Source organism: Hyphomicrobium sp., from assembly GCF_035548195.1.
Taxonomy (GTDB): Bacteria; Pseudomonadota; Alphaproteobacteria; order Rhizobiales; family Hyphomicrobiaceae; genus Hyphomicrobium_B.
The window spans coordinates 18951-41346 of the sequence record NZ_DASZTY010000007.1 but is presented as its reverse complement, the minus strand read 5'-3'; the positions used below and the strand labels follow the sequence as shown (position 1 = coordinate 41346).

Sequence of the window (22396 nt, the reverse complement as noted above, 5' to 3'; positions counted from 1 at the left end):
CCTTTCTCAAGGCTCTCATTCTCACGTTCTGACCATCATGCCGTCGGCTAGCGACAGCCTGTACGCTCTGAATGCCGGCAACAATCCGGCGATAAAGCCCGCCAAGACGATCAGGCCGAGCTTTACCCATTCGTCGGGACGCGGCGGATCGATTGCGAGGCTCAAACCATACGTGTGGTCGATGTAGGGACGCGCCAGATAAAGCCCGGCATAGAGACCCAAAGTTCCGACGACGACACCCGCCAGTGTCAGGAGACCACCTTCGGCGGCGAGCAGACTCAGGACCGTCGCTGGCGTGGCGCCGACAGATCGCAGAATGGCCATCTCACGCCGGCGCTCGTTGAGCGTCGTCAGGATCATCGTCACCATTCCGAGAAGCGCTGTAACGACGACCATTGCCGACACGGCGGACAATGCGTTTTCTGCTGTCCCGATCAGTCCCCATAACTCCTGCAAGGCGACGCCAGGCATGATCGCTGACAGTGGTTCTTCCTCGTAGGTGTTGATCGCCCGCTGTACACGGAATGTCGCGAGTTTTGACTTGAGGCCGATCATCGCCGCGGTAATCGCGGTCGGCGTCAAATCCATCTTGCGCACTTGCTCCGGCGATATGCTTTGTCCGGGAATTGGCGCACCGTTCTTCCAATCGATGTGGATCGCTTCGATCGCTTCGAGGCTGACGTGCACGGTGCGATCGATCGGCGTTCCGGTCTTCGCGAGAATGCCCGCGACGCGGAACGGTTTGTCGGCATGCTCGATGAACGAGATGTTTCCGACGCCGTGGGCGATGATGATTTTATCGCCGACTTTGTAGTGGAGCGCCTCGGCGACGTCGGAGCCGATCACAGCGTCGAACAGATCCTTGAACGGGCCTCCGGCGGTGAACCGCATGCTCTGCCCGTGACGGAATTTGTAATGAGTAAAGTAGTCGTGATTTGTTCCAAGAACGCGGAAACCGTGGTGGCTGTCGCCTAGAGAAAGCGGCACAATCCACGAGACTTCTGGCATCTTGGCAATGTCCTGATAGCTCTTCCACGTCACGTTATTGGTGGCGTTGCCGATGCGGAAAACAGAATAAAGAAGAAGATTGAGACTTCCACTACGGGCGCCGACAATCAAGTCGGTGCCGGATATGGTATCGGCAAAGCTTTGTTTGGCACCCGTGCGGACTTTTTCGACGCCGAGCAGCAGCATGACACTGACGGCGATGGCGAGGACTGTCAAAACCGCCGTGACCCAGCGGTTGGCCAGCGATTGAAGCGCGAGACGGACGATCATCATTGGAGCGCACCTCGCGTCGAAACTGCGATGTCGTCGAGCCGCACAACGCGGTCGAAGTGAGGCGCGAGTCCTTCATCGTGGCTCACCATGATAACGCTGGCACCGGCGGCCGTGCTTTGCGCGAATAGAAGGTTCAAGAACGCACCCTCGGTATTGCGATCCAATGCCGATGTCGGCTCGTCGGCAACGATGATCTGCGGCGAGCCGACCAGAGCGCGCGCGGCGGCGACACGTTGCTGCTGGCCGACGCTCAAGTTCGAAGCTCGTGACGTTGCGATTACGGACGGATCGAGCCCAAGCGCTTCCAGAAGATGCACTGCGACGGCGTCGAGATTTCCCTCCATAAGCGCGCGAGAGCGCCTGGTTGGCGAGAAGCGCAACGGCAAAAGCACGTTGTCGATCAGAGACCCATAGGGAAGCAAATTGAACATCTGAAAGATGATGCCGAAGTGCTCGACGCGAAAGCGATCGCGCGCGGCACCGCTCAACTGCGCCATATCGGTGCCGAGCACATCGATCTCACCCTTCTTCGGAGCGACAATTCCCGCGAGCAAGCTTAGGAATGTGCTCTTGCCGCTACCGGACGGTCCGAGCAGGAGAAGTTTTTCGCCTCGCGCAAGCGCAAAACTGTCGATCGAAAGCGTAAAAGCGGATCCGGGCCACGTGTATTGCACGTTGGCGAACGAGACAGCATCGGGAGAGCGTACGCTCTCCCCTTGCCGTCCGACCTCTGCGGTCAGAAGATCAGTCATCAGGCTACATCACACCTGTCAAATCGAGTGTCGGCTTCGCGCGCGTCATTTGTGCTTGCGTTTGCCCCTTTGAGGTCGTGACGTTGACGTTCAGGAGCTGAGCACCGGCGAAATTCGTGAAATAGACGGTTTCGAGACCTGTCAGACTCTCCGGCGCTGCACACGTGATCGTATAGGTCGCATGGAATTCGGAATGCTCATGCCCCGGCAAGCTTTCCTCTGCCTCGTCGGGATCCTTTTCGCCCGGCTTGTGGGTTTCCTTACGGCTTTCGACGTTGGCGGCATCCGCCTTGCACTTCGCGGCTGCGGGCAACTTGAATACCGAAAGCACGTCGGTCAGTTTCGCCTTGGCCTTCTCGACTGCGGCCTTCTGAGCATCCGTGGATGGAATGTGCTCGAAACCCACGATGTCCATGCCGGGCGCGACGAGTTCCATTTCGACTTTGTTGCCTTCAATGGCTATGTCGAGCGTGCCCTGGCCATGAACGTGAGGTCCGAGCTGCCTGTGTTCAGCCTTGTCCGCATAAGCGGGTGAAACGAGGATAGCGGCTGCCGTAGCGAGCCCTGCGATCGTCTTCAACATGATCTTCTCCAAAATCGGATTTGGTTGCTGCTTTCCGGATGCGCTCCGGGCCATAGCAGTCATCAGTGCGGTTCGCGGCACGCGCGGCGCGTGATGCGGAGCGGCGAGCGCTTTCGAAATCGCCTTTGGAAATGCCAGCTAGGATCTCGCGCGCTCGTGCTTAAGCGGCGTCAGATGTTGGAGGGCCGCGGGCTTGAAAATGATCGCGGTGGAGCGGCCGGTGCTCCGAGGTCTCCAAAACGTCGAGACGCACGCCGGCGACGATCTGCGGAAGAGGAAGTTGCGGGAGAGGCGGTGGCTCAAGCGAGTTCGCAGCGATAGCGGACGCCCAGCAGAGGACGCAACCGTCATGATCCTGCTGATGCGGAGCTGGGTTGCATGGACGCTTACTGGCTGGACCGCAAAGCCCCGCTGTGATCGCTCGCGCTGCCATTCCGGTGCCGCGAGCAACGTCGTGATGATGATGCAAAACCGCAACGGCAAGCTGCACGCTGAATGCGATCAGCGTGAGCCAGACCAATCCGAAGCGGCTTTGCGATGCTTTCATCAAGCCCGAACGTCTCCCCTCCCCGGCATGACTGTTCCGTCCTTATGTCACAATCGTGGCGAATTGCGCCTGCGGCCGTGGTGCAGCTTGAGGAACTGGAACAAAAAGCCCCGCCAAGACTTTAGAGAATAGGAGGAATCTGGCATTTATTGGAGATAATATAAAGTATCAAATCGTGAACCATGCACAACAGAAGGAGGGCGGTGCCGCTTCGAGGCGACCGAGCGCGAATTTTATTTGGCGGCAGGAGGCGCGCACATATGCGCCTCTGTTATGGACCTTCGCGTTATGGATCGCGGCGGGAGCCTTTATCCTAACTGAGAAGGATGCGCGGGCCCGTATGACGGTCGAAGCGAATGCACGTGCTGAAGCTGCTCGTGCCGCCGCATTGCTTAATGACCGATTAAATCAACTCGTTCGCGAGGCTGCGCCACTGCAGCAGGCATCGACGGGCGACACGTTAGCGCTTTCCGGTTCAACACGTGGCGTCCATTTCGTCACGAGGAACAGCGCCCTCGAAGTGACCTCAGCCGATACCGAAGCATCGGTTAAGCTCAATACGCGGGGCGCGGCCGCGGCGAAGTCGGCGCTTGCAACGCAAACGACGCAAGTTTCAGCAGTCCATAGCGGTTCAGCTTCAGTAGCGGATGCGGTCGATATTTGGGTTCCCTCCTCGCAGGACAGCGAGGCTGCGCTGTTCCAGATGCGTGTTCCGCGAAGCATCTTACAAGACGCCGTTGAGCATATTTCCAAAGACGCGGACAACCTCGTTTTCGTGGATTCCCAGGGCCGGAAAGTCATTAACCTCCGGAGCGACGGGCGGGACGACGTGGAGTCAGGAAATCAACCTTCTTCATCTTACGTCGAAGCCGTGTCCGAACTCTCGCCGCTCGGATTTCGGATTGGTGCCGTAGACTCACTTGTTACGGTTTCCTCCGACGGCCGGCGAAACTGGATATGCTTTCTGCTTGTTACATCTTTGCTGGCGGCTGCGACCGTAGCCCTTAAGGGTTCTCGGCTTCGTGCGGCAGGGCGAGCGCATAACAAAAGGCCACCACGTTTTCCATCAACGAATAAGACCGCGGCCGCAGCGCGGTCTGGAAGCGAGCCGGAGACAAACCACCTGATTTCACTCAGTCCGGCATATCCGTCTTCGCATCCGAAGGAAAAGGATGCTGTCGCGAAAGAGCGATTGCGCATGGCGCTTGACGCCGGCGGGATATGCGCGTGGGAATGGGATCGAACGAAGAGTTCAGTCCATTGGCGAACGTCCTGCCGCGAACTTTTTAAGCAGCCCTCCGGCGCTCCAGAACTGACTGCGCGGTCTATTCTCCGGCGAATTTTTCCACATGAGCGGCGCCGATTGCTTCACTTGGTACGGACTGGTCTCGCTGACAACCGCCCATTGACGGCAGACATTCGCCTCAGGCGTTTTGACGGCGAGCTGCGATGGATCGCGTTACGCGCACAGCCCCTGCTCGATCCCGACGGAGCTGTCACGGGCTTCGTCGGTATTGCACATGATATCACCGGCCAGAAGCAAAGCTTATCGCACACGGATTCGCTCCTTCGCGAAGTCTCGCACCGCTCGAAAAATATGCTGGCGCTCGTTCTTGCCATGGCACGGCTGACGGGGCGCGAGGCGATTGACGTAAAATCGCATCTCAAGGAATTCGCGCTACGTGTTTCCGGGCTCGCCGCCTCGCAGGATCTGATTGTCGCCGCAGACTGGCAACATGTCGATTTTCACACTCTCGCCTTCTCGGAAATCGAAGCCGTTGCCCGTTCCGATGCGAAGCGGATCAAAATTTCGGGGCCCCCTCTCCTGGTAACTCCCGAAGCGGCGCAGACGCTCGGCATGATTCTTACTGAGCTGGCACTCAATGCTGTCGAGCATGGAGCGCTCTCGGTCGCGACGGGTAAAGCGCAGCTTACATGGACCTTTCCAGGCGACGGGACCATCGTTATCACATGGCGCGAATCTGACGGTCCAGGCTATGATTCGGCACGGCCAAAAGGTTACGGGATGTCGGTCGTCGAGCGTTTCTCGACGCAAGGGTTGAAGCTCCACTCGCAAATATCCGACGGCCCGGGTGACTTTACGTGGACTCTCAGGGGACCGGTTTCCAATATCGGCAGCATCCCGCAGGAATCAGGCTAGATCGGCGCCCGTCGACTCCGACAAGCATTCGCAAACCATAAGATGATGTGCCAGGTCCCTCTCGGAACCATGCGCTGGACAGCGCGTTGAGCCGGAGAAGCGTCGTTCAGCATCCGGAGCGAGGCGACACACGAGGGTTGCAATGAAAGTTCTAATTACCGAGGACGAGCCAATTCTCGCTGAAGAACTGGAAGTCGTCGTCAAAGAACTCGGGCATCAGGTTGTGGGCGTCGCGTCGACACTTGGGAGTGCGCTGCGGCTAGCGGACGAGTCGGTATGCGATCTTGCGCTCGTCGATGTTTATTTGCGCGATGGCACGACCGGGACGGATCTTGCTCGTCAACTCGCAAAGGACCGGCGTGCGACTGTGATCTTTACGACATCCAATCCTAACGATCTGCCGCAGGATTTGGCGTCCGCGTGTGGCGTCCTGACGAAACCGATTTCCGAGCAAAGCGTTAAATCGGCCATCCGCTTCATCGAAGCTTGTCTTATCTCCGGGCGCGCAACGCAACCAAAGCCGCACGCGCTGCGCCTTTCTCCAGTCTTCGCAGAACGCTGGGACGTCTCTTAATTCGGCAATCTTGCCACGATCAGCCTTCCGGCGCCTTTTGAGGGCCGGACGGTGCGTGCGTGAGAACCAAATCCGCCAGGCGAAGGGTGACGCGGGTACCGGGCCGGGCGGTTCCAGGCTCAACGGCATCGTATATTATGGTCCCTGAAAACTGGCGCGTCAGCAGACTCGCGATTTTCGTTCCGAGCCCCTCTTCAGAGATTATCTGATCCTCGTCGCGCGCTGACTGCGGCAGTCCAGTTCCGTTATCCTCGATAATGAGTTCAGCGGTATTATCGCCCGTTTTGTTAAGTTGAACACAGATCTTCCCACGGGCCGTGCCATCGAATGCATGCTTTAAGGAATTGACGGCGAACTCCTGTGCCAAAACGCAAAGAGAGGTTGCGGCTTGCGCAGGTATCAGCAATGGCGGAATTTCCACGCTAAGCTCGATGCGGTCCTCGGCCATCGCGGCAACGACGTCGGCCATCACAGATTGCATAAGCGTATCGATACGTACCAGTTCGAGATCATTCACAACATTGATGCGCCGTTGGGCGCTGGCGATGGCATGGATACGATCGCGCGCGCCAGTTAACGTCTTTACGGATGCAGGGTCGGTCGTATGGCGAATGTGCAGATTAATGAAGCCAACCACGAGCGCGAGTGTGTTCCCGATGCGGTGTGTTACGTCACGTAGCAACGCTTCGGCACGCTCACGTTCTGCTTCGGCTCTGTCGCGCTCTACTGCAAGTTCTTCGGTGCGAGCCCTGACATGCTGCTCCAACGTCCTGTTCGCTGTCGTCAGCGTCAAAGCGGTAAGCTCCAATGCCGTAACGCGCTGCCTTTCGCGGATCAGAGCAATCATCGCCAATCCGGCGCTGGCGAGCAGCGTGGCAAGCATGGCGGCAAGAAGCCAGAAACTTCGGCTGCGAAATTGTTCCAGGCGATGCTTGAAGAGTGATTGCTCCTGCTTTTTGGCGGCAGCAATCTGATTGCGGAAGCGATCCATAATCTGCTGACCTACGCCATTACCGGCGCCCGCACGAACCGCATCGCCCTTGCCTTTCAACTCAGCAATGCTCTTGTCGATAATATCGAGTCTCTGCCGGAGCGTTTGATCTATGGCTTGGACAGATGCCAATTGCTGCGGTCTGTCGGCGACAAGCTTCGCGAGATGAGCATAAATGTTTCCAATCGACTCTTTGGCCGAATTGTAAGGCTCAAGGTATTTCGGATCACGAGTCAGGAGATAGCCGCGCTGGCCCGTTTCAAGATCCTGAGCGGCGCTGAGCCAATCAGAAAGCTGTTGCTGAACGAGTAGCGTGTGCGTCACGCCATGCGCGGCCGTTACCGTCCAGCGCCATGCGGCAATCGCCGCCAATCCCGAAAGAACTGCGATCAACACCCATGCGGCGAGCGTTCGTGGAATGCTTGATGTGATCAATGCCATCGAACTCCACTACGTTCGCAGGCGATGCGGACGCGGCAGGATTGCCTCATATTTCATCACCACTGGATCGGGAACAAGTTCGTTTTTGTGAGCGGCACGATCGCGGCGACGACACTTGTCTACGAGGACGTCTCGCTAAGCTAAAGGAAGATAAAGCGCGTACACTTAGCTCTTGTCATTAATGAGTCCGATGCTCGTGCCTTTGCGCGGCCGCTTGCGAGGCTTAAGCTCTCCGTGACGGTTTCTAGCGAGTTATACGATGTTCCGTCATATCGAGAGGGTTAAAGGCGCTTATCTGCCCAAACACCTTTCGCCGAAGCCATGCTGAGCCTGGTCCGATAAACTGTTGCAATATCCGCTTCGCAGTCGGGATGCGCATGAAGGCCCAGGCGATTCTTAAACAAGGATCTGGAACCGGTTCGAGGGGTGGCGCGTTTCCAACTCGTGACCGTGCCCAGCATTCCCTCCCACTCCCCCGTGGCCCAGGGTACGGCGCGTTTCAGGAGCCCGTGCACGCTTTCCCCCGAGCGTCACGGGCTCGTCTGTGCGGGCTGTCTTTCAAATCTGGATTTCTGTTATCCAGATATCTGGATGCGGATTTGGTGACCTATTGTAGACTTGAAACGGAACCGCCCGCGATTTCAAGACGTTCAACACGACACGCTTGAATGGAGATTTTGCAATGGGCAATCTTCTGCACTACGCCATCGTTTTCCTGATCGTTGCGCTCGTGGCAGCGTTCTTCGGATTTGGCGGTGTTGCGGGAACCGCAATGGAAGGCGCGCGGCTACTTTTCTGGGTTGCCATCGTGCTCTTTGTCGTGGCGCTGGTAGCGAATTTCTTACGGCGCGCATGAGGCATGAAGTTATTCATGTCTAGTGATGAGTTTTGAGCTTTGATACTCAGATGGAAATAGCAGGAGGTCGGATACTCATTCCGGCCTCCTATTTTCGTCCGCGATTCCCACCGACACAAAATGGGCGCAACGGCAAACCCGTTACGCCCATTTATCTTTAGTGGGGCCGAGCTATCAGGCGGCGCGCTGACCTGCTTTAGTCGAGCGCAATCCAAAGAAGAGCGATTGGCTGATCATTGCTTTGACCACCGCCGGCTCGAATGGCTTGGTAATCAGAAAGACCGGCTCGGGCTTGGTGCCTGTCAGCAGCCGTTCCGGGAATGACGTGATGAAGATCACCGGCACGCTGATCGTTTCAAGAATTTCGTTCACCGCTTCAAGACCCGAGCTTCCGTCGGCCAAATGAATGTCGGCGAGAACCAGCGACGGCGCTTTCTTTTCGACTTCCGCGACCGCTTCCTTGTGCGTGCGGGCAACCCCCTGCACCCGATGTCCAATATCGACAACGAGCGCTTCGAGATCCATTGCGATCAGAGGTTCGTCTTCGATAATCAGGACGTCAGCCGAAAGCTGCTCGGCAATTTCGGCGCCTGCCATCTGTAGAAGTTCAGTGACGTGAGCGGGCGTGACGTCAAGAATCTGAGCCGCTTCGGCGGTCGTGAAGCCTTCAACGGAGACAAGGAGAAAGGCTTGTCTTGGAAGCGGCGTAATCGACTCCAGGCGTCGTTCGGGAAGCGATTTCTCCGACGTTCGCGGCTCGTCACTTACTTGATTAACCGCGATTGAATTCCACACCTTCGTAAATGCTCGATAAAGCGCCGCGCGAGGAGACAACGATTTGTCAAAAGCACTTGAGTCGGCAATGAGCGCTTCAAGAACCGCAGCCACGTAATGGTCACCAGACTGCTGGCTGCCGGTTAGAGAGCGCGCGTAGCGGCGGAGATAGGGTAGATGCGGGGCGATAGATTCTGCGATCGACATTTTGATACCTCGCGAGTTCCTTAATTCCTAGAGAGCAGATCGGGCAGCGATCAAAGAGGTTGCAACAAACACCTAATTGCGCACGACGGTCTGCCCCATGCGAACAAGACCGATAAATTCTGTATTCGAATTGAAGTCTTCTCCGGACTCCAAACCGAGAGCTTTGTTCAGCGCTACTCTCGCTCGATTGACCCGGCTTTTGACCGTACCGACCGCCGCGCCTGTGATCTCTGCAGCCTCCTCATAGGAGAACCCTTCCGCACCGACGAGTAACAGAACTTCCTTCTGATCGTCGCTCAGGGTGCCGAAAGCTCTCTTGAAATCTATGAGATCCATGTGGACCTGCTGGTCCGGCAGAATGGACATCCTTTCGGCGAGTGCATTATCGGCGTCTTCGACCTCGCGGCGGCGCTTGCGCAATTCAGAGAAATAGGTGTTGCGCAAAATGGTGAAGAGCCAAGCTTTAAGGTTCGAACCCTTTTCGAAACTGTCAAGATTGGTCCACGCCTTAACGAGCGTATCTTGGACAAGGTCGTCCGCCCGCGTGGGATCGCCACACAGCGAATTGGCAAAGGCCCGCAAATTCGGAACAGCACCAATTAAAAGATTTTGCAGATCGTCTGCAGGTCGGTTCACGAATCGCCCCCCTGCTGGCCGCCCGGACTTTGATCCTCGCGCTTCTTCAATTGCTGAAGAAGTTGTACGAAACGGTCCGGAACCGGCTCGCTAATGAGCTCATTGTAAGCTTCGCGCAGGCGCTGTCCGATCTGCCCTTGCAGCTCGATCGGCAACGGCGTCTGCATAGTATCTATATCACCCCGTTTGGGGGCACTTCCCGCGCCCATGTTTTGGAACACCCCTTTGTGAATTGGTCCACTTGCCATTTCCCGGCACAGGACACCCTAATTCAGACGTTCTGAATTTAAATGCACAAAACCGAGAAAAAGTTCCATAGCGATAGGAACTCCACCACTCTCGGAAATGGCTATGCTTATCAGCAGCTTGAGCTTGAATTCCGGGCTTGCGGTTCCCGATCGATGAGATGGAAGAATGAGCCCGTTGTGAGGCCGCGGCGGCTGCCGCCCTCAGAAAGGACATTGCCATCGGAATCCTGCAGTTTGAAAAGTGGCGCATCCGGAGTTGAAATTATACGAGCGTAGTGGAACTCGTGGCCGGTCAGCGTATCGCCGGCACGGCCCAGCGCACAGGTTTCGAGAAGCTCTGCTTTACGATAGCCGAGATTGAGTTTTCGCGACGCGTACGACGTTTCCAATCCCAGTAATCCTAGCATCTCGTGTCGGTGTCCGTCCGCATCGACGATGCCGGCGCCAAGAGTCATATAGCCTCCGCATTCGCCGTGAACCGGTTTCGATTCCGCGAATTTCCGTAGTGCAGATTTGAATTGCTGGGCGGCGGCGAGGCGGCCTGCATAGAGTTCCGGATAGCCGCCGGGAAGCCAGGCGATATCAGCAGCGGGATCTGGCGCTTCGTCAACAAGCGGAGAAAATAGGATGATCTCGGCACCCGCGGCACGCCACGCCCTTAACAGATGCGGATAGACGAACGAGAACGCGGCGTCGCGTGCGAGGGCGATTCGCTGCCCCGGTGGTCGAATATTTGCGTCGGCCGCAAACTTTAGCGATCCGGGCTCCGCAAGCTGAACAAGGCGATCAATATCGATGTGGGTCTCGACGAAATCGGCAAGTGTATCGAGGCGGCTTTCCAGTTCCGACGTTTCCTCTGCTTGGACGAGGCCCAAGTGGCGCTCGGGCAGCACGAGGTTCGCCTCTCGCGGCAGCGCGCCAACGACGGTCAAACCCGTGTCGCTCAGCGCCTCCGTCACGAAGCGGACATGGCGCGGACTGCCGACACGGTTGAGGATAACGCCCGCTATGTTCACGCCGCTGCGGAAATTCTGAAACCCACGGGCAACGGCCGCGGCCGTCTGCGATTGGCCCGAAACATCGAGAACAAGAACGACCGGCCACCCTACGGCGGCGGCCAAATCGGCGCTTGCGCCGTTCCCCCAACAGCCGGGCTGCATAACGCCATCGAAAAGACCCATGAGTCCTTCTGCTATGACGATATCCGTTCGTTCCGAAGCACGAACCAGCAGCTCAGAGGCGAGGCGCCAGCGCATCGTCCAACTATCGATGTTGTAGGAGGCGCGTCCGGCTGCGGCTGCGTGAAACGCCGGATCGATGTAGTCGGGGCCGCATTTGAACGGTTGCACGACGTGGTCACGCCGCTTTAACGCACGCAACAAGCCGAGAGTCACCGTCGTTTTTCCGGAGCCCGATCGCGGCGCGCCGATCACAAGTCCGGGTGGCAATAGCGAAGCTTCGGCCATTCTCTTCTTCATCCGCCTCGAAAGCGGCGCCGATAATCGACGCTGTAAAGCGCACTCTCACGGAAATCGTCGCGCCCAAGAGCTTCACCGACAAGGATCAGCGCCGTGCGTTCGAGCGCTTTTTCTGCGCACAGTGCGACAATGGTAGAAAGCGTCCCGCGAATAATCTGCTCATCGGGCCAAGAGGCGCGGTATACGACGGCCGCCGGGCACTCCGCACCATAATAGGGCAGCAAACGCCGGACGACCTCGGCGATGGCGTGGATCGACAAATGAACGGCGAGCGTCGCTCGCGTCGCGGCGAACGCTTCGAGCGTCTCGTTTTCGGGCATGGAGGACGCGCGGCCGGGCGTCCGCGTCAGAACCACGGACTGCGCGACCTCGGGCAAAGTCAATTCGCGTGCGAGGGCGGCGGAAGCTGCCGCGAATGACGGTACGCCAGGCGTAACGGTATAGGAGATTCCGAGTTGATCCAAACGGCGCAGCTGTTCGCCAAGCGCACTCCAGATCGACAAATCGCCCGAGTGCAGGCGGGCGACATCCTTGCCTTCCGCCGTCGCTTTCTCAATGCGAGCTACGATTTCGTCGAGAGTCATAGGCGCCGTGTCGACGATCTCGGCATCCTTCGGGCAGTGAGAGAGCAGCGCTGGCGGTACAAGAGAACCGGCATAAAGGCAGACGGGCGAACGCGCGATCAGATCCCGGCCGCGTACCGTAATGAGATCCGCAGCGCCCGGTCCTGCTCCTATGAAATGTACGGTCATTGTGGAAGGTTTCTCACGTCTACAGAGACCGCCACGGCGACGGCAACTTTGTCAATAATCCGACGCGGAGTCAGAAGTCGCGAGCCGACGCCGGCGGCTACGAGCGCGGAGGCTTCAGCGACAGAAGCGACTCCAAAAAGATCGAGCGTTCGTTGCGAACGCGTGACGCAGTCGGCATTCCGCTCGCGCAGCGCTTCGATCGGATATGCCCAGTATGCTAGCGATTGGCGGCGGGCCGCCCGTTCAACCAGGCTGGCTGAGACCGCGTTCTGCAAAGTCGAAACGATATCGGCCCTATTAGTTTCACAAGACACCTCGATGAGCGCCGCGGCGATATCATCGGCCGTGGCGCGGCTATTCGCTCCGATGCCGATAGCAATCATGCTACCTCGCCAGGCTTGGAACACACCCATTGTAATAGCGGCAATGCCGGCCGCCAGACCATCCGTCGCCCGATGCTTTCTGCGCGTTCCACGCTCAATCGCGTCAGTGTACCGCCATGTGCGTGATAAGCTGCGAGCAACGCTAATTCGGATTCGAGCGTTACGCTGTTGATGACGATGCGCCCGCCCGGTTTCAATGCCTGCCAACAGGCTTCAATGACTTTGCCGCCAGAGGTGCCGCAACCGATGAAGACTGCATCGGGCGCAGGTAAATCGGCAAGCGCAGCTGGTGCGGCGCCGAGACGAATGTCGAAATGCGGGACCCCGAGAGCGACCGCATTGCGCCTCGCGCGTGCCAACCGGGCTTCGTCGCGCTCGACGCCGACGGCGCGAGTCGATGGATGCGCCAGTAGCCATTCGATCCCAATCGATCCGCTCCCGGTGCCGATATCCCATAGCAATTGGCCGGGGCACGGCTGCAACGACGATAATGTCAGCGCGCGCAGTTCGCGCTTGGTGAGTTGGCCGTCGTTCTCGAAATAACTGTCGGGAAGTCCAGGCGCGTACGGAATGGGAACCGCGTCCGGTCCGGCGTGGACATCGATACCGATGATGTTCAATGGTGCAATATCCGCCAGACTGAATGCTTTCGCGTTTGTCGAACGGATGCGCTCTCTCGAACCGCCCAACGCTTCCATTACGATGATCTTGCTCCGGCCGTAACCGGCTGCGGTCAGAAGCTTCGTAACGTCATTCGCCGTGTCTCCATTGAGGGCCAGCGCAAGAATTTTACGGCCATGATGAACGTGACGGCGCAGCAGCGGGGTCAGTCCGCGCATATTGAGGCCGAGCGTTACGGTATCCTGAAGCGCCCAGCCGAGTCGGGCTGCCGCCAATGCGAAACTCGATGGGGCCGGGATAACGAGCATTTCGTCGATTGGGATTGCGCGCGTGAGCGTTACGCCGACACCGAACCAGAACGGATTTCCCGAAGCCAATACGGCCACCGGCATTCCACGCCGCGTCAATATCTCCGTGCTCGTCGCTTCCAGCGGAGACAGCCATTGCATCTTTTCGCCGCGCGTTTCGCCGACAAGATCGAGATGCCGCGGCCCTCCGACGATGAGATCGGCACCGTCGATCAGAGCATTAGCCGCGGTGCCGAGGCCTGCGCGGCCGTCTTCGCCAATACCGATGATAGACAACCAGCGGCCGCTCATGGCATGGGGCTCATATCATGGATGCGATTAAACACAGGCCGCTCAAACTTCTTCTGCTTGGCGGTACGACCGAGGCAACTTTGCTCGCGCAACGGCTGGCGGAATTCCGCGATGTTGCCGCGACGCTTTCGCTCGCGGGACGGACGCGTAGCCCAGCTCCGAGTCCGATTCCGGTCCGGACCGGCGGCTTCGGAGGTGCCGATGGACTCGCCGACTATTTGGTGCGTGACGCGGTAGATGTCGTCATCGATGCGACCCATCCATTCGCAGCGCAGATCAGCAACAATGCCATTGCCGCGTGTTCTAGCGCGAACGTGCCGCTGCTCGCGGTCGAACGGCCCGCTTGGCGAAGAGTCACCGACGATATCTGGACAGAGCATGCCACGGTCGAAGATGCGATTGCCGCGCTCCCCGACAGGCCGGCGAATGTTTTCTCCGCGCTTGGTCGATCGTCGATTTCCCGCCTTGGTGCGAAGCCCCAGCATCGCTACATCATTCGCGTTGTGGACCCGATCGAACCACCGCCCGAACTTGCACACGCGGTTATAATTTCGGCTCGTGGCCCGTTCGTAGCAGAGGACGATATCGCTCTCTTTCGCGCACATGAGATTGCTTACGTTCTTGCGAAGAACTCCGGTGGCGGTGCGGCATATGCAAAAATCGAGGCAGCGCGGCGGTTGCAATTGCCCGTCCATATGGTTCAACGCGCGGCGATCGGCGAAAGGTTTGTCGTCCCGTCTGCAGAAGAGGCTATGGCCTGGATTGTGCGCCATCACTTACCCCGCGCGGAACGGGGTGTATAAACCCAGATGCGACCCTTATTGCCGCGAAGGCTACGTGTCGCGTCGGATCCGACGATGACGAGCGTCCGCATATCGCAGAGAGCGTCGGGCGCTTCCTTGAGAGTCGTAACTTCGATCTCTTCATCGTCGCGGCCGACAGCGCGCGCGAAGATCACGGTCGTCTCTGGCTTTCGTGCGCTGTTCAAGATGCGAAACGCGTGGCGTATCTGGTTGGGCCTTGCCTTCGACGCAGGATTGTAGAGAGCGATCACGAAGTCTGCTTCCGCTGCGAGGCGCAGCCGCCTTTCGATCACTTCCCAAGGCTTCAGATTATCTGACAGCGATATAGCGCAGAAGTCGTGACCGAGCGGTGCGCCGATGCGAGCGGCAGCAGCGAGCATCGCGGTTATGCCCGGCTCGACGCGAATATCGAAATCATTTGCCAGGCCGGGATTTTTTTCGACGGCTTCAAAAACGGCAGCGGCCATCGCGAAGACGCCGGGGTCGCCGCCGGAAACCATTACGACGCGCTTGCCTTGGCTTGCCAATTCCAGGGCGCGCACAGCACGCTGCAATTCTTCGCGATTGTCGGAGGCTTCAAAAATTTGCCCCGCACGCGGCGTTAGCCGAGCAAGGTAGGGCGCGTAGCCCAGCATAACATCGGCCGCGGCAACGGCGGCGTTCGCAGCGGGCGTGACCCAACCTGCTGGCCCCGGTCCCAAGCCGACAATCGTCAGTTGTCCGCTCATGCGATGCGCCGTCCACGTCCGCCGGGCAGAAGAATGATCGAAAAGTACGGCACGGCGCAATCGTCAAGTTTGGCGAGAGGGACGACACGTTCGCCTTGCATCGTGCCGCGCTCTACATAGATCGCATCAGTCACGCGGCCCGCGTCGGTGAGCGCAAGCCTAATCTTATTCAGGTTCTGGCCGACTTTCATGATCACTGCGGCGTCTGCATTCTTGAGATGTGTGGCGAGGGCCGTGCGATCTAGGGTGCCGGGCAGCACCGTCAATACGTCGTCGCCGTAGGTGATCGGCGCGGCGGCGGCCGTCCAGCATCCGGACATGCCGGTGATGCCTGGGATCACGCGGATCGGATATGTTTCGCGAATGCGATCGTACATGTGGAGGAACGATCCATAGAAAAACGGGTCGCCCTCGCAGAGGAGCGCCACATCGGATCCGTCGGCGAGGTGCTGCATGATCGTCTTTGCGCTCTCGCAATAAAAGGCGCGAATGGCATCGACGTAGGCATCATCGCGAAAGTCGATTTCCGTCGTTACCGGATATTCGAATGCGGCTTCTGTCGCGCGGGCGTTCACGTGTGCCATGGCGATCGTCCACGCGTGGCCGGGGCGACCCTTTTTTCGAAAGTGTGCTACGACCGATGCGTTTTGAAGAATACGCGCTGCCTTGAGCGTCAGCAATTCGGGGTCACCGGGGCCGAGTCCGACGCCGTATAGCGTACCAGATTTGTTGGCCGTCATTCGACCTCGCTTGCGAGCGCGTTGACGGCGGCAGCAGCCATTGCGCTACCGCCTTTGCGTCCTCTTACGATCGCGAACGGCACACGTCCGTCCGCGGCCAAGGCGTCTTTCGATTCCGCCGCGCCGACAAACCCGACGGGCATGCCGATGACCGCCGCCGGCTTTGGTGCACCGTCATCCAACATTTCGAGCAATCGAAAAAGTGCGGTCGGGGCGTTGCCAACGACCACGAGGCTGCCAGCAAGATGCGGCCGCCAAAGCTCCATTGCGGCGGCCGTCCGGGTATTGCGGATTTCGCTCGCTATTTCAGGTACGCGCGCATCGCGTAGCGTGCAGATCACCTGATTGCTCGCGGGCAAGCGTGCACGTGTCACGCCGTCGGCGACCATCATCGAATCGCAGAGGATTGCCGCGCCGTTTTTCAACGCCGCAGCAGCGGTGGCGGCGAAGGCCGGCGATATGACCAAGTCGCGCACGATATCGACCATGCCGCAAGCGTGGATAATGCGGACGGCTACGCGCTCCTCCTCCGGCGAGAAACCAGCCAGATCAGCCTCTGCGCGGATAATCTCAAACGAGCGCGCATAAATCGCGCTGCCATCGCGTATGTAGTCTTGGATCGTCATAGTGTTTGCTCGATAACAAAACGTGCGACGGCGGCGTCAATTTCCGCCGGACTTATGCCCGTTAGAGTAACGGGTCCATCCGGGCCATCATTGCAGATCAAGTCGTAACGGCCATGGCGGGCGACGAGCGTCAAGGCGGCAGCGCCATGCCGGGCGCATCCTTTCTCGCAGCCCGAAATGTGCACAGATGAAAGAGCCTGACCGACAAGGGCCTCTGCGATGCGACGGGCATCACTTCGGGTCTCGGTCGTGGCGTTCGTGCAGGCCGGAGAGCCAGGACAGACATCGAAAAAAAGCCGGAGATCGTTCGGTTTCGCAATCAAACTCAAGCGTTCCGCCTCGCGTAGAATGGCGGTGGCTTGAGATTCGCCATCGACCGGGAAGACTAATGTGCGTTGCGGACTCATGCGCACCGTATCGCGCTTCAGTGCGGCGGCGAGCGCGCACAACGATTCCAATTGATCCGAATCTATGCGGCCGAATGGCAGTCCGACGCCAGCCGCATACACGCGATCCGAATGTCCCATCATGCCGACCGGGGGAGAGTCCGAACGCGGGTGCGAAACGGGTGCCAGCATCGATGATCCCAGCCCTGCGGCGGCGTAGATCATCGCGCTTCCGCGTCGTCCGACGGCATCTCTCATTCGGCCGATCGCGGGGTCGCTTGCTCGCAATTCGAGAAACACCGAAGCCAAATGTGTAATGGCTGCGGTGACCTTGTCCGGAGAGAGCACCGCGGCGACACTTATGTTATCGTCGAGACGTATTGCAAAGCGATCCGGCGACGTGACCGACACCATAATGTCCGTCGATCGGCCGCCTATGTGCGGGTCTTCCGAGCCCGAAAAGCTAAACCCAAACTTGCCTGGCAGGTGCCGGAAACCCCTGGCGGTGGAGAGAATGCTCTCTAGCTCATGGGCGAAAGAACGCACATCGGCGCGAACGGGGTCAATGCCGCTCAGCGGATCGACGACAACGTTGCGGACGGCTTCGGCGTCTGGATCGTCATCGATCAGCCTAGCCTCATCCAACAAGCTGAGAGCCTGTTGATGGCTTTTAGCCGTCAGGCCGCGCAATTGCAGGTTCGCCCGGTTGGTCAAGTCGATTTGTCCCGAACCAAACTCCGAGGCAACTCTCGCGATCGTCTTCAGCGCGGCGATATCGAACGTCCCGAGGCGCGGTCGAATGCGCAGCAGAAGACCGTCGCCCGACTGCATCGGACGCAATGCTCCGGGACACCATCCTCTTCGCAATGCCGGGCGCGTGCTCATTCAGCGGCCTCGCGAGGTGACGCCTTTCCAGACGATGGAATGTCCGGCTCGGCGCGTACCGAAACATCGTTGCGGCGAGGATGCCAAAGCCCCCGCGCAATCGCCTCTTCGAAGCGGCGGCGCATCGCGTCGACCGCCGCGGGGTTTTCTCGTGCGAGAAAGGCCGCAACGGCAGGATCTCCGAGATAGGCTTGATAAAGCCTATCAAAGCCGCCGCTATCGACAGTGCGGGCCGTCGCTGCAAACGTAAACGCAGCGTCCACGCTCTGCGCCATTTCCGCTGCCCCGCGAAAGCCATGACGCATCTGGCCTTCTATCCAACGCGTATTGGTTGCTCGACCATGGACGACGCGCGCGCATTCTTCCGCCAGCGTGCGGATGCGCGGCGTCTCGGGCGCTCCCGTATCACCGTGATAAAGCGCAACTTTCTCGTTTCCTGCGGCTGCCGCAGCAGCAGCGAAGCCGCCTTCATGGGCCGCGAAATCGCCGCCGGTCAGAAGATCTATTTCGCGGTGGTCCTGGATGTGGACGAAGGCATCGGCATCTTTTACCCGCTCGGTGAATGCCTCCCGGTCGGCTTTTGACGAACCAACAGTTGCGTAGGTATGAGACGAATTTTCGACGTAGGATGCGCCGAGGTCGGCTTGAGTGTTCCATTCGCCGCTGTCGATCAGCTGCATTACGCCCGATCCGAAGCTTCCGTCGGCTGGACCGAAAATGCGATCCAGATGTGTCTCGCTTTTTGCGGCTTCGGCAAGAGGATTGTCGGCAGCGTCTTCCTGCAAACGTGCGACGAGGTTCACCGCGCTATCATACAGCGTCAACTGCGCGGCGAACATGTCCCGGAATAATCCGGAGATTCGGAGCGTGACGTCGACGCGCGGGCGGCCCAATTCGGCGATCGATTCCGTTTCGATACCGGTGACACGGTAGGATTGCCTGTCCCAAACTGGCCTGACACCCAGGAGTGCGAGAGCGGTCGCGAGTTCTTCGCCACCTGTCCGCAGCGACGCGCTGCCCCACAGATCGAGCACGATAGCGCGCGGCCAGTCGCCGTGATCCGAAAGGTAGCGGTCGAGAATGGCCCGCGCCGCGCGGCGCGCATTGGTCCATGCCGTCGGCGTGGGAATGGAGCGGGGATCGACGCTGAACAGATTACGGCCGGTAGGCAGAACGTCGGCGCGGCCACGACTCGGCGCGCCAGACGGGCCCGGCTCGATGAACTTTCCGTCAAGCGCATGCGCGATCGCGTCAAGCTCCGTATCGTCAAGCACGTGCAGACCATCGCGTATGCTCAACTCTTTGACGTCGCAGAGGAAGGCATCGATGCGCATCAACGCGTCGGCGGCCGGCATGCCGGGCGTCAGGCCGCAGCGTTCGGCTATTCCGGCGCTTGTCGCTGCATCGACGATTTCGGCGGACAGCGTCTTTCGGCGGCGCGGGTCAAGACCTTCGGCGGAAGAGAATTCGTCAACCAGACGCTCGACTTCGCTGAGCGGACCGGAAAGGCCAGCTTCCGTCATCGGCGGCGGGCGGTGTCCGAGCGTAATCGCGCCTATGCGGCGCTTTGCTTGCGCCGCTTCGCCTGGATCGTTGACAATAAAAGGATAGATCATAGGCAATGCGCCGAGCACGGCACGCGGTGCACAGGCTTCGCTACCTGCAACAGCTTTCCCTGGCAGCCATTCAAGTGTGCCGTGAGCACCAAGATGAATCAGCACATCGATTTTCGCGACATGACGCAGCCATAGATAAAACGCGACGTAGCTGTGACGGGGCGGCATTGACGGATCGTGATACTGTGCCTTGCGATCGTCTATCTGGCCGCGCTCGGGCTGTAATCCGACGATGACCTTTCCGAATTGCGCAACGCGAATTTGGAATGTCCCGTCGGCCAGGAATGCATCGTTTTCGGGTCCGCCCCAGGCCGCGTGCACCGTGTCCTGAAACGCTCGCGGCAATTGGCGAAAAGCGTTTTGGTAATCTTCCAGTGGCCAATAAATCTGGGTCGGTTCGATCAAACTGGTTATGAGTGTGCGTGCCGATTCCGACAAACCGGACACGCGATAGCCGTCGCGTTGCAGCCGATCGACGATGCGTAAAGCGCTTTCGAGTCCGTCTAGTCCGACGGCATGCGCTATTTGATCCGGCCGGCCCGGATAGGTTGAGAGTAGAAGTCCGACGCGGCGCTCACCGCGCGGCAAGGAGCGCAACCGGCTCCATGCCAACGCAAGGTCAGCGACGTGCGCTATCCCATGTGGATATGGCGCGTGCCGGACAAGGGACAGTCCGAGATCATCGCCGAGGTCATCGGGCTCCTTGAATGAGATCACACCCGCGAATAGGCGTCCGTCGAGTTCCGGCAAGACGACGTGCATCGCAAGATCGGAGGCGCTGACACCACGTTGCGAAATGTTCCAGAGCTTTTCCGGTGCATTGGTGAGCGCGACTTGCAGAACCGGACAATCGGAAGCATCGAGGGGCGACCCATCATCGCTATTGCGGGCGGCGAAGGCCGTGGCATTGACGATGACGGACGGTGACAGGCGCTTCAGTTCACTGCGAAGCCACTCGGCCGCCTCCCCGGCCTTGAGACTTGGAACGTAGATCGCGGTCGTTGGCAAACCGCGTATCTCCAGCGCATCGACGAGCGCATCGATCGGCGCCACGTCTCCAGCCAACAGATGCGAACGATACAAAACGATGACGGCAAGCTCTTCGGATGTCGTTCCGCCGTGCCCACGATAGACGCCAAATGCCGGAACGTCACGCGCTTCCGGTATCGCTGTCCCATCGCCCGATGCGCGCGCCAATATAGCGCTTAGTGCAAGCCTCGTGTTTTCGACTCCTCCCGCGTCGAGCAATCCTTCAAGTCTCGCCAAGTCTTCGCTCGGAAGGGTGGACATCGCAGCGAGCCGCATATCGGGACGGCCGTCGCCTGGGACAATGGCCAGCGTGATGCCAAGTTCGCGGCAACGGCGACTTAGCTGCTCGCCGCCATACCGCCAGTAGTCGAGCCCGCCAAGCAATCGAACTATGACGGCCTTCGAGCCTTTCACGGTATCGTCGATAAAAAGATCGACCGACATCGGATGACGCAGGCTGTTGAGATTGACGACACGCAGGCTCGGACGTTCGGGCTCTGGCACATCGCGAAACGCCGCAGCGGCCATGGCCAAATCAGAATCGGAGAACGAGAGAAAAAGAATGTCCGCAGGCGAGAGCCCGAGGTCCTGCACTGCTGCGGCCTCGTCAAGCTCCCGGCTCTCGCGGACGATGATGTGCATCAGGACGCGCCCGTCAATGTCCGAACGATGGCATCGCGGTCCAGACCTTTTTGGCCAATGACAACGAGCCGTCCGATTCGTGTTTCATCGGGCCGCCATGCGCGTTCATAACGCGTGTCCACACGTTCGCCGACACCTTGCAGTAACAGCCGCATCGGCTTGCCACCGATCGCCGCGTAACCTTTAACGCGGAGAACATCGTGTGCGTTGGCGATGCTTTTGGCGCGCGTAGCCAGATCGTCCGGCGATGCGACCTCCGGCACTTCGACGATAAACGTCTCGAAATCATCGTGGTCATGCTCGGGTTCGTTGTCGTGATGCGACGGCCGCGAAGCGAGGTCGTCCTCGGCAGCGGCCGAAAGCCCGAGAAGCACGCTCGCAGGTACCTGACCTTCACGCGTCGCGACAATTTTGATTGCGCGCGGAACATTGCTCTTGATCTCTTCAGAAATCGATTTGATCTCGTCTTCCGAAAGCAAATCGCTCTTGTTCAGTACAACGAGGTCGGCACAAAGAAGCTGGTCCTCATAGACTTCTTCGAGCGGGTTTTCGTGATCGACCGACGGATCAGCTTGGCGCTGCGCGGCGACTTTCTCCGGATCGTCGGCGAAGCGCCCGGCTTTGACGGCGGGGCCGTCCACGACAGTCACGACACCGTCGACTGTAACGCGATTGCGGATGTCCGGCCATTCGAAAGCTTTGACGAGCGGTTTCGGCAGCGCCAGACCGGACGTTTCGATGATAATGTGCTCCGGCGCTGGATTTCGCGACAAGAGCGCTTCGAGCGTGGGGATGAAATCATCGGCAACAGTGCAGCAAAGGCAGCCGTTCGTCAGCTCGACGATGTTCTCGTCGGGACAATTCTCGATACCACACGACCGCAGGATCGTCCCGTCGACTCCAACATCGCCGAATTCGTTGACGATCAACGCCAAGCGACGGCCTTCGGCATTCTCAATCGCGTGGCGGACCAGAGTTGTTTTTCCGGCACCGAGGAAGCCTGTGACGATGGTGACGGGGACTTTACGCGCGTTCATTCGGGCGGCTCCAATTCCAA

Annotated in this window: 22 protein-coding genes; 4 read left to right on the top strand and 18 right to left on the bottom strand. The window is 59.0% G+C overall.

The genetic code is table 11. The features are described from left to right. Nucleotides 1–21 precede the first annotated feature (21 nt). The 4 genes from VHB22_RS01410 to VHB22_RS01395 form a co-directional block, all read right to left on the bottom strand. Nucleotides 22–1281, bottom strand: a complete 1260-nt coding sequence (locus tag VHB22_RS01410) for an ABC transporter permease (RefSeq protein ID WP_325455161.1) — start codon at nucleotides 1279–1281, stop codon at nucleotides 22–24. Further along, entirely contained in the window at nucleotides 1278–2033 is a 756-nt protein-coding gene (locus VHB22_RS01405) for an ABC transporter ATP-binding protein (RefSeq protein ID WP_325455160.1), read from the bottom strand. The genes VHB22_RS01410 and VHB22_RS01405 overlap by 4 nt, the downstream gene beginning before the upstream one ends. 4 nt (nucleotides 2034–2037) lie before the next feature. After that, nucleotides 2038–2616, bottom strand: coding sequence for a DUF2796 domain-containing protein (locus VHB22_RS01400; protein WP_325455159.1), 579 nt, complete (start codon nucleotides 2614–2616; stop codon nucleotides 2038–2040). A gap of 160 nt (nucleotides 2617–2776) precedes the next feature. Then, a complete protein-coding gene (locus tag VHB22_RS01395) occupies nucleotides 2777–3163 on the bottom strand; it encodes a hypothetical protein (protein WP_325455158.1) in 387 nt (128 codons plus the stop codon). Between the two features lie 340 nt (nucleotides 3164–3503). On the opposite strand from VHB22_RS01395, the gene VHB22_RS01390 reads away from it, so the two are divergent. Together VHB22_RS01390 and VHB22_RS01385 are read left to right on the top strand one after the other, a co-directional pair. Then, nucleotides 3504–5324 (top strand): sensor histidine kinase, encoded by a 1821-nt coding sequence (locus VHB22_RS01390; protein ID WP_325455157.1) that lies wholly within the window; start codon nucleotides 3504–3506, stop codon nucleotides 5322–5324. Between the two features lie 142 nt (nucleotides 5325–5466). Beyond that, nucleotides 5467–5898, top strand: coding sequence for a response regulator (locus tag VHB22_RS01385; protein WP_325455156.1), 432 nt, complete (start codon nucleotides 5467–5469; stop codon nucleotides 5896–5898). A 19-nt stretch (nucleotides 5899–5917) separates the two neighbouring features. Here VHB22_RS01385 and VHB22_RS01380 read toward each other — a convergent pair whose 3' ends face one another. Then, nucleotides 5918–7330: a sensor histidine kinase gene (locus VHB22_RS01380; protein WP_325455155.1), complete on the bottom strand. Its 1413-nt coding sequence runs from the start codon at nucleotides 7328–7330 to the stop codon at nucleotides 5918–5920. Between the two features lie 682 nt (nucleotides 7331–8012). Here VHB22_RS01380 and VHB22_RS01375 point away from each other — a divergent pair. Further along, the gene (locus VHB22_RS01375) at nucleotides 8013–8186 is read left to right on the top strand and encodes a DUF1328 domain-containing protein (protein ID WP_325455154.1); all 174 of its coding nucleotides are present in this window, start codon (nucleotides 8013–8015) and stop codon (nucleotides 8184–8186) included. Nucleotides 8187–8360: 174 nt separating this feature from the next. Here VHB22_RS01375 and VHB22_RS01370 read toward each other — a convergent pair whose 3' ends face one another. From VHB22_RS01370 to cbiE, 7 genes are all read right to left on the bottom strand, one after another. Beyond that, nucleotides 8361–9167 carry a response regulator gene (locus VHB22_RS01370; RefSeq protein WP_325455153.1) on the bottom strand — a complete coding sequence of 269 codons (807 nt, stop codon included), beginning with the start codon at nucleotides 9165–9167 and terminating at the stop codon, nucleotides 8361–8363. A gap of 72 nt (nucleotides 9168–9239) precedes the next feature. Next, nucleotides 9240–9803 (bottom strand): sigma-70 family RNA polymerase sigma factor, encoded by a 564-nt coding sequence (locus VHB22_RS01365; RefSeq protein WP_325455152.1) that lies wholly within the window; start codon nucleotides 9801–9803, stop codon nucleotides 9240–9242. Further along, on the bottom strand, nucleotides 9800–9970 hold the full coding sequence (locus tag VHB22_RS01360) for a NepR family anti-sigma factor (RefSeq protein WP_325455151.1): 171 nt from the start codon (nucleotides 9968–9970) through the stop codon (nucleotides 9800–9802). Before VHB22_RS01360 ends, VHB22_RS01365 begins: the two co-directional genes overlap by 4 nt. Before the next feature lie 191 nt (nucleotides 9971–10161). After that, on the bottom strand, nucleotides 10162–11517 hold the full coding sequence (locus VHB22_RS01355; protein WP_325455150.1) for a cobyrinate a,c-diamide synthase: 1356 nt from the start codon (nucleotides 11515–11517) through the stop codon (nucleotides 10162–10164). Nucleotides 11518–11525: 8 nt separating this feature from the next. Continuing rightward, nucleotides 11526–12281: a precorrin-4 C(11)-methyltransferase gene (cobM, locus tag VHB22_RS01350; protein ID WP_325455149.1), complete on the bottom strand. Its 756-nt coding sequence runs from the start codon at nucleotides 12279–12281 to the stop codon at nucleotides 11526–11528. Continuing rightward, nucleotides 12278–12664, bottom strand: a complete 387-nt coding sequence (locus VHB22_RS01345) for a cobalamin biosynthesis protein (protein WP_325455148.1) — start codon at nucleotides 12662–12664, stop codon at nucleotides 12278–12280. The genes cobM and VHB22_RS01345 overlap by 4 nt, the downstream gene beginning before the upstream one ends. Then, complete coding sequence (cbiE, locus tag VHB22_RS01340) at nucleotides 12661–13884, bottom strand: precorrin-6y C5,15-methyltransferase (decarboxylating) subunit CbiE (protein WP_325455147.1); 1224 nt, start codon at nucleotides 13882–13884, stop codon at nucleotides 12661–12663. Before cbiE ends, VHB22_RS01345 begins: the two co-directional genes overlap by 4 nt. Nucleotides 13885–13901: 17 nt before the next feature. Here cbiE and VHB22_RS01335 point away from each other — a divergent pair, with 17 nt between their 5' ends. Then, on the top strand, nucleotides 13902–14687 hold the full coding sequence (locus VHB22_RS01335) for a cobalt-precorrin-6A reductase (RefSeq protein WP_325455146.1): 786 nt from the start codon (nucleotides 13902–13904) through the stop codon (nucleotides 14685–14687). Here the strand turns inward: VHB22_RS01335 and cobJ are convergent. From cobJ to cobW, 6 genes are read right to left on the bottom strand one after another with little or no spacing between them, the layout of a single operon-like run. Then, complete coding sequence (gene cobJ / locus VHB22_RS01330; protein WP_325455145.1) at nucleotides 14657–15415, bottom strand: precorrin-3B C(17)-methyltransferase; 759 nt, start codon at nucleotides 15413–15415, stop codon at nucleotides 14657–14659. The two genes, VHB22_RS01335 and cobJ, sit on opposite strands and share 31 nt — an antisense overlap. Further along, nucleotides 15412–16155: a precorrin-2 C(20)-methyltransferase gene (locus VHB22_RS01325; RefSeq protein WP_325455144.1), complete on the bottom strand. Its 744-nt coding sequence runs from the start codon at nucleotides 16153–16155 to the stop codon at nucleotides 15412–15414. Before VHB22_RS01325 ends, cobJ begins: the two co-directional genes overlap by 4 nt. Further along, complete coding sequence (locus tag VHB22_RS01320) at nucleotides 16152–16781, bottom strand: precorrin-8X methylmutase (RefSeq protein WP_325455143.1); 630 nt, start codon at nucleotides 16779–16781, stop codon at nucleotides 16152–16154. The genes VHB22_RS01325 and VHB22_RS01320 overlap by 4 nt, the downstream gene beginning before the upstream one ends. Continuing rightward, nucleotides 16778–18052 carry a precorrin-3B synthase gene (gene cobG, locus VHB22_RS01315; protein ID WP_325455142.1) on the bottom strand — a complete coding sequence of 425 codons (1275 nt, stop codon included), beginning with the start codon at nucleotides 18050–18052 and terminating at the stop codon, nucleotides 16778–16780. The genes VHB22_RS01320 and cobG overlap by 4 nt, the downstream gene beginning before the upstream one ends. After that, nucleotides 18049–21339: a cobaltochelatase subunit CobN gene (cobN, locus tag VHB22_RS01310; protein WP_325455141.1), complete on the bottom strand. Its 3291-nt coding sequence runs from the start codon at nucleotides 21337–21339 to the stop codon at nucleotides 18049–18051. Before cobN ends, cobG begins: the two co-directional genes overlap by 4 nt. Continuing rightward, nucleotides 21339–22376 (bottom strand): cobalamin biosynthesis protein CobW, encoded by a 1038-nt coding sequence (gene cobW, locus VHB22_RS01305; RefSeq protein WP_325455140.1) that lies wholly within the window; start codon nucleotides 22374–22376, stop codon nucleotides 21339–21341. Before cobW ends, cobN begins: the two co-directional genes overlap by 1 nt. Between the last annotated feature and the right edge of the window lie 20 nt (nucleotides 22377–22396).